Here is a 13,031-nt window from a genome sequence, read left to right as displayed (position 1 = left end):
ACTCCTCGCGACCTGGACCGGCGCCTGCATCACCTGCCACCAACCCGTGAAACCGTTACACCGCAACAAACGCCACAGAACCTAACAAAGCACTACTAGGCCCTAGGCCCTGACAGTGACCTGGTGGTTCTCACAGGCAGCGATCATCCGGGGAATAGCTCGACCCAACTCGGCACGGCGAAGCTCAGCTCCCGGCCCGATGTTGCGAGGGTCCTGCACACGCTGCACCATCCCCGCCGCGAACACGCCCGCAGACTTCAGGTCATCGTGAGCAGAACGTTCGAACAACTCACCCACCCGCTGCACCTCATCGGCGGACGCGACCTGTCCTTGCTCGGCCCGAACCAGCACGCCAGCCGATCGGCACCCCGTCACCCCGGGGTCCTCATTCCCACGGCCATTCAGCTCCCAGTAGACCGCCGCGCCACCTACTAGAACGAGCAGAACAAGGAACACCGCAGCCAGGCCAATCCAGCGGCGCTGAAGCCTCGAGCCGGCAGAGGAACCTGTGTCGGCTTGGGAGTCGATCACGCAACATCTCGCTTCTCGTCAACAAAAGGGGTCGGTAAGTTACCACCTGCTGGGCGACCACGAACCTGTGCCGACATACAGCCGAGAGCCCACAATGGGTCAGCCGACGGATCCGCATCACCACAGGTCGACGCCCGCCGACCTGTCCAACATCGGTGAGCATTTCGGATGCGCTGACCACTTCGCCAACCTGTACCCAATCTGCTCCCAGTTGCAAGGCCATGCCACCCGACAGGTCCTCGCCGCCGTGACCTGCGCGCACTCCCCTGCCAGGGGACATAGAGATGGTTGACTGCTGCCCGAAACCGCAGAGCACCCCGCGGTGAAACAGGACGCCGCACCGACTCTGACCTGCGAAAACGCAGATCCGCAGGCAGGGGTGGGTGCAGTTGAGCCCTGTTCGATGCCGTTGGACGCAGTTTCAAGGCCGTTCAGGGCACCCCACTGCTCCCGACCTGCTTCCCCTGAACCGGGCTCGCACCGGGCCGCCGACCGATCGTGAACTGCCGGCCCAGTGCTCTGGTTGGCGCCAGCGCCGGCTCCCGCAGCCGCATCGGTCGGTCGGGTGCACGCTCACGACCGCGGCGCCTTGTCAGCGGCAGATGTGCGCCGTGGGGATGACCCCCGTGAAGTTGCGGATGAGCGGGATGTTTGCGCGGTCCGGGCGGGATGCGAGGCTGAACGTGTGGCTTCCGGGTCGACATACACGGGGACAACCCCGGCTGCCCGGCGGCTTGGTACGCAGCTTGGACGCGTCGGTGTATCTGAAGACCGGCGAAAGCGCGGTGGAGTGTTAGGCAACCAGGCTCACCCCGCGCAGGTCGATGACGTCCTCGCCCGGGTGGAGTCTGGCCGGGTTCCTCGACTCGTACGCCCCGGACGCCCGCCAGTCCCTGAGCCGGCGCGACGCCCGCCCCCGGTGACGCCCGCATGAGCTTGGTGTCGGCGTTCGCACCGATCTGGATCCTTACCGCGGTCGGCTACGCGGCCTGTCGTTGGGGCCTGCTGGACGAGGCGGCGTCGTCGGTGCTCGGCCGATTCGTGTTCCATCTTGCGATGCCGTCCGCCCTGTTCCTAGCCCTGTCCCGAGTGCCGCTCTCCGGGTTCGCCGGCCGCTCGCTGCTCGCCTTTGGGGTGAGCACGGCCGCGGTCGTCGGGTTCGGGTGGGTCGGCGCGAGCTGGCTGTTCGGTCGCCAGCCCGACGAACGACCGATCTGGGGCATGGCCGCCGGGTACGTAAATTCTGCGAACCTCGGCATCCCGATCGCAACGCAGGTTCTCGGCAACGTGTCGTTCCTGGCAGAGGTGGTGCTGCTGCAGGTGCTGGTGGTGACGCCCGTGATCATGGTTGCCCTGGACCGGCACAGCGACCCGGCCGGGCGGGTACGGGTCCGCCGTATCGCCTCCCTGCCGGTACGCAACCCTGTGATCCTGGCGTCGTTGCTCGGTGTCGCGTGCTCGGCTGCTGGCCTGCGTCTGCCGTCGGCGGCTGGCGCGTCGCTCACCCTGCTGTCGGGCGCCGCGGTTCCGGCCGCCCTGGTCGCGCTCGGCGCGTCGCTGCACCACACGGTGCCCTCGCGGGCCGAGCCGGCCGAGCTGGCCGTGATCAGCGCGCTGAAGCTCGTCGCACAGCCGGTCATCGCGTACGCGGCCGGGCTGGCCTTGCACCTATCCGCGCCGCAGTTGCTCGCCGTGGTGGTGTGCGCGGGCCTACCGACAGCGCAGAACACGTTCATCTTCGGCCAGGAGTACGGCGTCGGCGAGGCGGTGGCCAACCGGGCGGTAGTGGTGACCACGACGCTGTCGCTGGCCACCCTGGCCGCGGCGGCGGCGCTGCTCGGGTAGGTCCGTCAGCTGACTCGTCCAGCATCATGGTGAGTCACGCTGACCATGGCGTTGAGCGGTTCGAACCGGGAATCTCATCCTCGAACAGCGCCTCCAGCGCATCCCCCGAAGCATATTTCTGGCACACAGCGAGTGCTCCTTGGTCAGGGTGATGTGGGACCAGACCATGCCCGTGATGCCGGTCGTCGGCGTGTCCACCTGGGACTTCCGGTACCCCCGATGACATGGCGCCAGCAGCAAGACCGCGATCTCGCCTGGTCCCGCCGGAATGGCCGCTGGCCCTACAACATCTCCAGCGGTTGCGGGCCGGCCGGCGGCGGGAACGCCGTGTCGAGTGCCGCCGCGTCCTCCTCGGTCAGCTGCACGTCGCGCGCTTCGGCGTTCTCCCGGGTGTGTTCGGGGTTCGACGATCGGGGGATGGCCGCGACCAGCTCCTGCCGCAGCAGCCAGGCCAGCGCGACCTGAGCGGGCGTGGCCTCGTTCCGGGCGGCGACCTCCGCGACCTGGTGGTGGCCGAGCAGCCGCCCCTGCTCGATCGGCGAGTACGCCATCACCGGAATGCGGTGCTCGCGTAGCCACGGCAGCAGGTCGTACTCCGGACCGCGACGGGTGAGGTTGTACAAGATCTGATTCGTCGCGCAGGCGTTTCCGCCCGCCTCAAGGAGGTCCGTCATGTCCGAAAGATCAAAGTTGCTCACGCCCCACTGTCCGATGTCGCCGGCGTCGACGAGTTCGGCGAACGCCTCGATCGTCTCCGTGAGTGGATGCGTGCCGCGCCAGTGCAGCAGGTAGAGGTCGATGTGGTCGACGCCGAGTCGTTGCAGGCTGCGGCGACAGGCCTGCACGGTTCCCTGTCGGCTGGCGTTGGATGGCAGCACCTTGTCTACGAGAAAGACATCGGCACGGCGTCCGACAATCGCCTCGCCGACGAGTTCCTCGGAAGCGCCGTCACCGTACATCTCCGCAGTGTCGATCATGGTCATGCCCAGGTCGAGACCGGTACGCAAGGCGGTCAGTTCGGCCTGCCGACTTGCAGGACGTTCCCCGAGGTACCAGGTTCCCTGGCCGAGCACGGGCATGGCCTGGCCGGACGGCAGCTCGATCGCATCGCTGGAGAGGGTCATGTCAGCCTTTCCCGGGTACGAGTGGGTTGTCTGCCTTACCCGCTGCGGCAGGCAGCACACGCCCATGACACGCCTCTTCCCACAGGCGCCGGCTGTGCGGCGAGCAGGTGGCCCGAATTATCCATTGTCAGGCGGGCTTCGCCGGCCGTTTGCCCGTGCTGGCGCTGGGAACGAGCCAGCAACACGCCGCTGACGGAGCGGCGCCACGAGGGGGAGGCCGCCGAAATGGCGCAGAGCCAGCAGCCACTGACCGGCAAGCGAGTCGCTTGCCTTGCCGCCGACGGGGTGGAGGACGTGGAATACACGCAGTCCCGAGCCGCCGCAGAGCAGGCGGGAGCCGAGGTCCACCTGATCTCGTTGCAATCCGGCGAGATCCAATCGATGAACCAAGACATCAACCCGGCCAACCACTATCGGGTGGATCGGACTGTGAACGAGGCCAATGCGGCCGACTACGACGCCCTGTTGCTGCCGGGTGGGACGGTCAACCCCGACCGGCTCCGGATGAACCCGCAGGCGATGGACTTCGTCCGGGCGTTCTTTCAGCAACAGAAGCCGGTGGCGGCGATCTGCCACGGCCCCTGGTCGTTGGTCGAGACCGGCATGGTCAACGGCCGGACTCTCACCTCATTCCCCAGCCTGCGCACAGACATCCGCAACGCTGGCGGGAACTGGGTCGACCAACAGGTGCAGGTCGACAACGGCCTCGTCACCAGCCGCAACCCCAGCGACCTTCCGGCCTTCTGCGCAAAGATGGTCGAGGAGTTCGCCCAGGGCGAAGACGTCCGCCAGATGGCGACGGCCTAACAACGGGGCTCAGGGCCGGGAGCATCAGGCCGGCCCTGAGCCGTGGTGGCGGTTATCCCCCGCCCGAAATGCCTCCGCTCCCGCCGAGCAACGGCTGGTAGACCCGTCCAAAGCGACGGTTGGCCGGTGTCCAGCAGCCGGTCGGCCTCCGGCGGCTGGCGTACGCGGTACGGGCGCACGGCAGGTCTGTGACCGACGACCTGGTCGCTTGGCTGGCCGTACCGGTGCTGGTGATCGGCCGCGACGCCGTGCTGCGCAGCGGGACAGGGATCGCCTCCATACTGCGGCCGATGGGCGGGTTGAGGTGGTTTCCAAGGGGTATCCGGGCATTTACGGGTCGCGCCCGGACCGTCGCGAACCGGAATACGCGGCCGGTGCGACCGGATACGGAGGACTCAACTAGCAACCCGAGAGGCAGTAAAGGCCAGGCAGGACGAGATTCAGCGGCGGGGGCTCGGCTGGGTGAGTCTCGGTCTGGCGTGGCACAGCTGGCGGCACCGGACCCGATGCGCCGGATCAGCGGAGTGGACGACTCCCCGACGTCACGGACGGTGGTGCCCCTGGTCGGGGTGCAGGAGTTGGTACACGCGGCCGGGCTCTTGACGAGCCGCGTCGTCTCGTCGGTGTCACTGGTGCCGTCGTCGGGATCACGGTGGTGGACCTGCTGACCGCCGTGCAGGCCGCCCGGGCGAAAAGGGATCAGGGCGGTACGAGGCTTACGCGAAGGAGGATCTATGGAGCTGACGGCCACGACAACCATCCGCAAACCCCCACCCAAGGTCTACGCGTTCTGGCGCGACCTGGGCAACCTCCCGACGTTCATGGCCCACCTTGAGGAGATCCGCACCACCGGTGATCGCACGAGCCACTGGTCCGCCACCGCTCCGTTCGGCAAGAATGTCGAGTGGGACGCGGAAATCGTCGACGAGGCACCCGGCGAGACGATCGCGTGGCGGTCGACCGGGAAAGCGGATGTGCCGAACGCCGGTACGGTCCGGTTTGTGCCCGCCCCGGACGGGGTGAGCACCGAGGTGCACGTCGTTCTGTCGTACGACATCCCGGGCGGTGCGATCGGCAAGGCCGTGGCCAGGTACTTCGGCGAGGAACCGCACCAGCAGCTCGACGACGACCTGCGCCGACTCAAGCAGGTGATGGAGACCGGCCAGGTGGTCCGATCCGACGGTGCCCCGTGGGGCAAGCGGGCCCGCAAGGAGTTCCCGCAGCGTCCGGCGCAACCGCTGTCGGACTCCGAGCTCGCTAAGGGGGCGGACGCGTGAGGGCGAACACCTGGGCCGGCCGCAACAAGGTCGAGGTCCGCGACGTACCAGATCCGAAGATCCTCAACGACCGCGACGCCATCGTACGGATCACCTCCACGGCGATCTGCGGCTCGGACCTACACCTGCTCGATGGGTACGTGCCCACCATGCAGGACGGCGACATCATGGGCCACGAGTTCATGGGCGAGGTGATCGAGGTCGGCCAGGGCGTAGATCCGGGTCGGCTGCGCGTGGGTGATCGCGTCGTCGTGCCGTTCCCCATCGCCTGCGGCGCGTGTGGCGCCTGCGCCGCCGAGCTGTACTCCTGCTGCGAGAACTCCAACCCCAACGCCGGGATCGCCGAGAAGATGTTCGGTCACCCGGTCGCCGGAATCTTCGGCTATTCGCATCTCACCGGCGGCTTCGCCGGTGGTCAGGCGCAGTACGCTCGGGTGCCGTTCGCCGACGTCGGCCCGCTAAAGATCGAGTCCGACCTGACCGACGAGCAGGTGTTGTTCCTCTCCGACATCCTGCCCACCGGTTACATGGGCGCCGAGATGTGCGACATCCAGTCCACCGACGTGGTGGCGGTGTGGGGCGCTGGCCCGGTCGGCCAGTTCGCGATGGACAGCGCTCGCGTGCTCGGCGCCGCGAAGGTCATCGCCATCGACAAGGAGCCCTACCGGCTACAGATGGCCGAACGGGCGGGCCACACACCGGTGAACTTCGAGGAGGTGGACGTGCGATCCCGGCTGCTGGAACTGACCGGTGGGCGGGGACCAGACAAGTGCATCGACGCGGTCGGCATGGAAGCCAGCCACGGCAGCGCGCACATTCACGCCTACGACCGGGTCAAGCAGGCAGTCCGCTCGGAGACCGAGCGCCCGCACGCGCTGCGGCAGGCGATCCTGTCGTGCCGCAGCGGCGGCATCGTGTCGGTGATCGGCGTGTACGGGGGCTTCCTCGACAAGTTTCCGGCCGGGGCGTGGATGAACCGAGCGCTGACCCTGCGTACCGGTCAATGCCACGTGCAGCGCTACATGAATCCGCTGCTGCAGCGCATCGAACGCGGGGAGATCGATCCAACCCGGGTCATCACCCACACCCTGCCGCTCGACCAGGCAGAACGCGGCTTCGAGATCTTCAAGAACAAGCAGGACCACTGCGAGAAGGTCGTCCTCAAACCCTGACTGCCAACCGCATCCGGCTACCACGGCGCGCCCGGTAGCCGGATGCGGCGTGTCGGGAGGCATCGATCTGCAGGCGCCATGCATTCGCGAACCGAGCTGCCCAGCTGTTTGCCGCGGACGACCCTGGGTAGGCGCACTTGGTGAGTGGGCCAGACACGGACCTAGGCAACCGATCGGACACCAGCCGTGCCGTCGCGTTCAGCGACGCGATCTTCGCCATCATCATCACGCTGCTGGTCCTGGACCTCCGGGTGCCGGACGTCCCGCCGGGCCGCCTCCTGTCCGGCTTGCTGGAGCAGTGGCCGTCGTACGTCGCCTATCTCGCGTCCTACTCGTATGTGGCCGTCGTCTGGCTCAACCACAAGGCGGCATTCAACCGCATTCAGCAGGTCGATCGCGGCCTGCACTGGATGAACCTCCTCGTACTGTTCAGCACGGCGCTGCTGCCGTTTCCGACGGTCGTCGTGTCGCACGCACTCCAGGAGCACAACAACGTGGACCAGCGTGTGGCCATCGCCTTCTACGCGCTGATCGGCGCGTTGCTGTGCGCGACGTGGCTGGCGTTCTACCACTACCTGGCCCGCAAACCCGACCTGCTGAAGGACCAGGCTAAGGGTGGCTTCTTTCACGTCGAGCGGTTCCGGGCCCTCGCCGGGGTCGTCCTGTACCTCCTCGCGGGGCTGGTCGGCTACCTGGTGGCGCCCTTGATCGGCCTGGTCATCTTCCTCCTCCTTCCGGTCTTCTACGCCATCACCAGCGCCGGCCTGTACCACTCGCGGGTGACCCGACGTATCACCCACCGCCCTCCCCCACCACGCTGAGAGCGGGCGAACCGCCGATTCAACCGGGCGGTAGCGGGTACCCGCCGCAATCCGGTTCGAGGGGGGGGATCCGAGGTGAACTACAGCGAGTTCAAGTTTCCGCAGTTGACCGGGCCAGGGTCGGGACAGCTCAGCCCCGCCGGATCGGCACCTAGGCCACACCGAGGTGGCATTACCCGGCGTAGTACCCGGTCGGAGCGCATCCGCGCGAGGACCTGCACGGGCAGATCACGCAGGAGAAACGCGAGCCGGCGCGTCGTAGCCGGCGTCGGCCACGACCAGGATCTCCAGGTCACCGGGCTGCCACTGCCCGGCCGCGATCAGCCGCCCCACAATGTCGCGCAGCTGCTCGGCGGTGACCGTGGCCGCGTCGCCACCAGGCGCAGCACGTCAATCCATTTCTGACCGCCCAGGCGAACTTGTCGGCAGCGGTGGGGTTGCCGATCAGGGGGTTCGCGCCGAATCCCGTTATGCACACCCGAAGAGTTACTTTGGGTTTTTCGATGTCCAACATCACCCGAGAGCAGGCCCGCCGAGACATCTTCGCCTACCTCACCTACTACAAACACCAGCGTCTACACTCGACACTCAACCGCCGCACGCCCCACGAAGCGCGCGCCTGCTACCGTCAAGCCCACACCCTCGCGGCATAAACCCCGGTGTCCGGTCCCGGGGTGGAACCTCGCCCAGAGGGACTTCACCTGTCGGTGCAGCAGACCCTCTTCTGGGTCACCTGGCACGGTCGACTACAGAGGCACTTGAACGCCTGGCACACTACGCCAATGCAATCCGCGATCACCTCGGCTGAGCCGTTCCGCCCCACAGTAGTCGACTTTCACAGGGCAAACCGAGGGGGCGGCCTGTTCAGCGAGTTGATTAGCCAGTGGCTAGGTGCCGCATTCGCGGTCGCTGCGCACCGGCTCGGGCTGCGCCCAACCGCGCTGAGCCTCACCAACCTGATACTTGGGCTGGCCACCTCGGTCACCGCGGTGGCGCTCGCTGGTAAGGTCGCTGCCGGGCAGGTGCCGGCCTGGGTGGTCGGGCTGGTCGCACTGATCGGCTGGCAGGTCGCGTACTCTTTGGACTGTGCAGATGGGCAGTTGGCCCGGGTGACGGACCAGCGCACCGCCGCCGGAGGACGAGTGGACGTGCTGTGCGATGTGGCCGCGCAGATCGCCTTGGTCGCCGCGCTATGCGCGACCGCAGTGGCGCAACGACCGGCGACGCCGGCCTGGCTGATCGCGGTCTTTGCCGGCACATGGATGGTCAACCTGGTCACCGCGGTGATGCAGGCCGGGCCGAACGCGGCAAGCATGGTCACCTCGACCTCACTGCCTGTCCGGTTGGCGAAGCTAGTCCGCGACTATGGCGCCGTGATCTTTGTGACCGCGGTGGTACTAACCTTCTCCCCCGCACTCATCCTCTGGGTGATCGTTACGTTCACCGCTATCAACGGCGGCTTCCTTCTCGTCAGCATCGCCTTTTCCGCCCGCGCCTCGCTGCTCTGACCTCACCACAACCCGGCCGCCGTGGCCTGCCGCGCCGGCCTTGCCGGGCCGAACCGGGCCTAATACTCCACCGTCACATGGCTTGTCTGCGCTGGTATTGGGCTCGGCGGGCTCGGGCTTGGGATGTTCGTCGCCAGATCGACCAGTGCAGGGTGTGCTCTGGCGGGAGCGTCACGGCGAGGACAAAGGCGTTGAGGAAGAACGGGCGCAGCTCTCACTGAGTTTGACGAACTGCCTCTCTCCGGGGCGGCCCTGCCCAGCCGGCCGTCCCGCGCAACTGCCCAGTATCCGCAGTTCGGCCTCGGTGAGCATCGCGGTAAGCGGTGCTTGGGGCGGTGCACCCGGCCCAGCAGGCCGTTCAACTGGGCCGTCCACGTTAGGTCAAAGCCTAGGAAAGAACCTGCTTGATGCCAGAGCTATTAGCATCGCAGCTGCTGCAAGGCCTGGGAAGAGACCCAGTGCCCCCCCAGCCGTCACCACACTTCCGGCTGATATCGGCCCGACGATTCGGCCAATGTTCAGCGCCACGCTTGCCGCACCGTTATACCTGCCGCGATTAGCAGGTGTGGCCAGAGAATTAACGGCTCCCGGCATGGCTCGGGCGAGAAAGAGTTCACCCGCCGCGAAACCCAAGCCCGCAAGGACAGCGAGCACTAGACCAACCGATACTTGCGTCAACATCGGAAGCACACCAATCAAAAGCCAACTTAAACACCAGCAGAAGGCCGTGAAGACAAATCCAAGGCGATAGCCGGGCTTTCCGAACATCTTGGCGAGCAGAGCGCCGCAAGCCACGACGGCGATGGTGTTGGCTGCATAAATGAGGGAAACTCCGGCAGTGGGCACTACCGAATATCCAGTAATGAAGGGAGGCATCACACTTTCGAACTGCCCATAGCCCACCATGCCCAACGCAGAGACCAAAACAAGAACTACGAGTAGACGCTTATCGGTAAACACGGAAGCTGCCTTCGGTGCCCCGCTTTCACTACCGAGCGCGACGGTGTCCTGATTAAGCGTAGGGGCAAGGAACAACAGCAAAATCGTTCCGCAGACCAGAAAAGAAGCCGCGTCAATAATGAACAGAGCGGAGAAGTGTCCATGACCTCCTTGCGCGACTATGGCGCCACCAATGAGACCGCCGCATCCGAGGCCCGCGTTGAATACAATGTAATCCCACCCGAAAGCCTTCGAACGCAGCGTCCCCGACACGGTCCGAGCGATCAGCGTGGGCCATAGCCCACCTCCCGCTCCAACGCCCAGGCCAAAAAGTACAGAAGCCAAGAAGACGATGGAGAATTTATCTGCGAACGCGTATGAACCACTACCAAGCGCCGCGAGCAGAAATACGGCCACCGTAACCAAGCGCCACGAAAACTTGTCCAGGAGCCACCCACCCAACATGCCGCCGATGACAGCGGCGACTGAGGTGATGGACGCTGCAGCCGTGGCTGTCACCATGGCGAACCCTTGGACGTCGCGGAGATAGATGACCAAGTAGGGGCCTACCACCCCTGTCCCTGCCGCTGTGATGAGCCTGCCGACCAGGATTGGCACAAGGCCCGCAGGAAGCGACCTCCGAACAGAGGCTTGTGAATCAGTAACCGCATCTCGAAGTTCTTGGCTCAACCCTGGTTCCTATTCTCGGTGCTGCGCGGGGCATTCATGTCGCAAATATCTCTACAGGACGCTCTGAAGATCCACACTCGTCCGAGAATTCGTCTGACCATTGCGGGGGTCACTCAACTCAATGTAACGGGCAACCCGCTGCGGCACGTCTTCCGGGTCTACGCCCTGGGACGCATAGAGGTGACCTATTGTCGATTCGACCGCTGCAAGATCGTTCGAACTTTCGCCAATCAGGATCGCAGCACTCTGCAATGCCGTACGCAGGGTACGTTTACGTCCCTTCTTTCGAGGACGCATTCCTGCAGCGAGCAAGAGTTGTGAGATCGCCAGACAGTCGGCGAGTTTGATGTCAATCGCGTTCCGGAAGACCAGGTTCTCGGCTACCGGTGAGGCTAGGATCGGATGCCCGACGTTATGACGTAGGGCGAGAACCATAGGGACACTGATTCCCAACTCCGAGGCAATCGGGACACCGTCTTTCTCCATGATGACCAGGTTTCCCGCAATGTCAGCGAATCCCAATTCATTCCGGGTGCCAAAATTGAAATTTCGGCCGGTGAGCCCTGGGACACCGTACACATGCCGATATCGAGCAGGCGGCTGGGTGTCATACAGGATCTCGGAATCGGCGAAGTAGGTTTCAACCAAATCCACGAGATCTTTATCCGCACTCGACAGCCAAACGACCAGTCGCTGCGCATGACCTCGGTCAAATGATCGGAACCACGTCGCGCAGTCATGGGCGAGTAGCGGTGTCATTTCTGGCCAGACAGTCGCGCCGATCATGCGAAACGCCGAGGCCCGGTAGGGAACCTCTGAGTCCAGATTTAGTGTTTTGAGGTTCTGAGTACGCAGACAAGCCTGGTTTATAAGTACGCCTTCGGCAGGGAGTCGACCTGCAAGCAGATCCACTTTTATGAGATTAGTGTTGGATCCGATAAAGTCGACACTGGGATCGACTTGTTGAGTAACCGGGATCTCCTGCAACTCACGATAACCTGTCGGCCGGAAGTGGGTCAGAAAATCATGGCAAAGCTCTTTCCAGCGTTCCGAGGCGTCACGGATGGTAAGCATGACGGAATCCGTGTTTTCGAATTCCGAAGACTGCGACTCAACTAGAGCGCGCATCAGTGGACCCCGTCTTCGTCGGTATCTTTCGCGATGGGCCACGCTCTTCACGTCGAGTCAGCAACACCGACTCAGTGGGTTCATTCTGCCGCCCGTAGTGCCCCTTATACGGATCGACAGAACCAAAGTTCGTCCAGAAGGAAACCTGCCCGATCGTCATCGCCGGATATACGCGGAACGGCTTTACGCAGACCAATTCCAACGTCCACTGGTGGCAGGACGTCGTGTGTCCCAGGTTCGCGGAGACTTGGAGAAACAGACCAAGCCGGCCAATAGAGCTGCGCCCGATGAGGGACATTGCATATTCGCTACTCCCGATTACCTCCATTGTGTTACCCAGGTACATACGCCCTGGTTGGAGAACGTAGCCGTCGCTCGGGATCTCCACCTCCGAGAAGACTGGCAGGCCGACATCATCCACCCCCTGAAAAGGCTTGATGACAGGCCCTAGTCGATAGTTGTAACTGTTAGGATTGACCTGGGCAGGCATGAAGGGGTCCAGCGTGATGTTGCATAAACGTCTTTGGCGGACGATCTCGTTACCAGTTAGGATCACGCTGCCGCACCTGCGCTGTCCCGGTACGACAACGACGGCATCGGTCCAGTGCTGCCCGCATACTTCCCCGAATACAGCGTGATTTCACCGACCGGCTTCCAGAAGGTCACCTGCGCGATTGGCATGAGGTGATAGATCCGCACCGGAAGCGTGGCAAACAGCTGCAGCGTAGATCGCCCATAACTGCCAATATCAATCAGGTCGGCCGTCACGTGCACGAATAGACCGAGTCGTGCGGTCCCAGACTTGGCGTGGATGAGTGGAACGTTGTGGTCACTGCCAATCATCTCGTGCGTTTCCCCGAGGACGAAATCTCCACTCTGGAGCGTCAGGCCATCATCAGGAATCTCGACCATTTCATATTCATTGTTGACTCGTGGATCGAGAATCTCACCCGTGTAACGAATGATCCTTCTGCCGAGAAGCAGGTCGTATGAATTCGTGGTGATGCGACTAGGGTCGAAGTCGCTGATCCGAATTGCTCCGGATTCCCACTGCGAACCTATTTCCGTTCCGGTTAGAATCATGCCTTATGCCCTTTCGGCGGGATCTCTGACGTGGACGAGGCTGTGATAGCGAGCTACGCAACTCAGATGGTCGCGCATCCTTCGCTCTTCTGGCGCTGCGGGCCGT

Annotated in this window: 12 protein-coding genes and 1 pseudogene; 6 read left to right on the top strand and 7 right to left on the bottom strand. The window is 64.2% G+C overall.

Annotated elements, in window-relative coordinates; all coding sequences use genetic code 11:
• Positions 1 to 102: 102 nt before the first annotated feature.
• A complete protein-coding gene (locus IF46_RS0127365) occupies positions 103 to 531 on the bottom strand; it encodes a hypothetical protein (protein ID WP_030491268.1) in 429 nt (142 codons plus the stop codon).
• A 930-nt stretch (positions 532 to 1,461) separates the two neighbouring features.
• Between IF46_RS0127365 and IF46_RS0127360 the strand changes: the two genes are divergently transcribed.
• Positions 1,462 to 2,376, top strand: coding sequence for an AEC family transporter (locus tag IF46_RS0127360; protein WP_030491267.1), 915 nt, complete (start codon positions 1,462 to 1,464; stop codon positions 2,374 to 2,376).
• Positions 2,377 to 2,657: 281 nt separating this feature from the next.
• On the opposite strand, the gene IF46_RS0127355 is transcribed toward IF46_RS0127360, so the two are convergent.
• The gene (locus IF46_RS0127355; RefSeq protein ID WP_030491266.1) at positions 2,658 to 3,500 is read right to left on the bottom strand and encodes an aldo/keto reductase; all 843 of its coding nucleotides are present in this window, start codon (positions 3,498 to 3,500) and stop codon (positions 2,658 to 2,660) included.
• Between the two features lie 225 nt (positions 3,501 to 3,725).
• On the opposite strand from IF46_RS0127355, the gene IF46_RS0127350 reads away from it, so the two are divergent.
• The 4 genes from IF46_RS0127350 (at position 3,726) to IF46_RS0127330 (ending at position 7,577) form a co-directional block, all read left to right on the top strand.
• Positions 3,726 to 4,307 carry a type 1 glutamine amidotransferase domain-containing protein gene (locus tag IF46_RS0127350; protein WP_030491265.1) on the top strand — a complete coding sequence of 194 codons (582 nt, stop codon included), beginning with the start codon at positions 3,726 to 3,728 and terminating at the stop codon, positions 4,305 to 4,307.
• A gap of 734 nt (positions 4,308 to 5,041) precedes the next feature.
• Positions 5,042 to 5,584, top strand: coding sequence for an SRPBCC family protein (locus tag IF46_RS34055; protein WP_030491263.1), 543 nt, complete (start codon positions 5,042 to 5,044; stop codon positions 5,582 to 5,584).
• A complete protein-coding gene (locus IF46_RS0127335) occupies positions 5,581 to 6,756 on the top strand; it encodes a zinc-dependent alcohol dehydrogenase (protein WP_030491262.1) in 1,176 nt (391 codons plus the stop codon). Before IF46_RS34055 ends, IF46_RS0127335 begins: the two co-directional genes overlap by 4 nt.
• Positions 6,757 to 6,896: 140 nt before the next feature.
• Positions 6,897 to 7,577, top strand: a complete 681-nt coding sequence (locus IF46_RS0127330) for a TMEM175 family protein (protein WP_051724217.1) — start codon at positions 6,897 to 6,899, stop codon at positions 7,575 to 7,577.
• Between the two features lie 161 nt (positions 7,578 to 7,738).
• Here IF46_RS0127330 and IF46_RS35675 read toward each other — a convergent pair.
• Positions 7,739 to 7,967 (bottom strand): annotated as a pseudogene (locus tag IF46_RS35675) (transposase); the annotation flags it as partial.
• A 392-nt stretch (positions 7,968 to 8,359) separates the two neighbouring features.
• On the opposite strand from IF46_RS35675, the gene IF46_RS0127320 reads away from it, so the two are divergent.
• Entirely contained in the window at positions 8,360 to 9,085 is a 726-nt protein-coding gene (locus tag IF46_RS0127320) for a CDP-alcohol phosphatidyltransferase family protein (protein WP_030491260.1), read from the top strand.
• Between the two features lie 381 nt (positions 9,086 to 9,466).
• On the opposite strand, the gene IF46_RS34045 is transcribed toward IF46_RS0127320, so the two are convergent.
• The 4 genes from IF46_RS34045 to IF46_RS0127315 form a co-directional block, all read right to left on the bottom strand.
• Positions 9,467 to 10,642, bottom strand: a complete 1,176-nt coding sequence (locus IF46_RS34045; protein ID WP_269640140.1) for an MFS transporter — start codon at positions 10,640 to 10,642, stop codon at positions 9,467 to 9,469.
• 123 nt (positions 10,643 to 10,765) lie between these two features.
• A complete protein-coding gene (locus IF46_RS34555) occupies positions 10,766 to 11,788 on the bottom strand; it encodes a hypothetical protein (protein WP_157563527.1) in 1,023 nt (340 codons plus the stop codon).
• Positions 11,789 to 11,825: 37 nt separating this feature from the next.
• Positions 11,826 to 12,398 (bottom strand): dCTP deaminase, encoded by a 573-nt coding sequence (locus tag IF46_RS34040; protein WP_198041549.1) that lies wholly within the window; start codon positions 12,396 to 12,398, stop codon positions 11,826 to 11,828.
• Complete coding sequence (locus tag IF46_RS0127315; RefSeq protein WP_030491259.1) at positions 12,395 to 12,925, bottom strand: dCTP deaminase; 531 nt, start codon at positions 12,923 to 12,925, stop codon at positions 12,395 to 12,397. Before IF46_RS0127315 ends, IF46_RS34040 begins: the two co-directional genes overlap by 4 nt.
• Between the last annotated feature and the right edge of the window lie 106 nt (positions 12,926 to 13,031).

It is taken from the genome of Micromonospora chokoriensis (assembly GCF_000718555.1).
GTDB lineage: Bacteria > Actinomycetota > Actinomycetes > Mycobacteriales > Micromonosporaceae > Micromonospora > Micromonospora chokoriensis_B.
The sequence above is the reverse complement of the archived record's forward strand: the minus strand, read 5'-3'. Positions and strand labels throughout refer to the sequence as shown.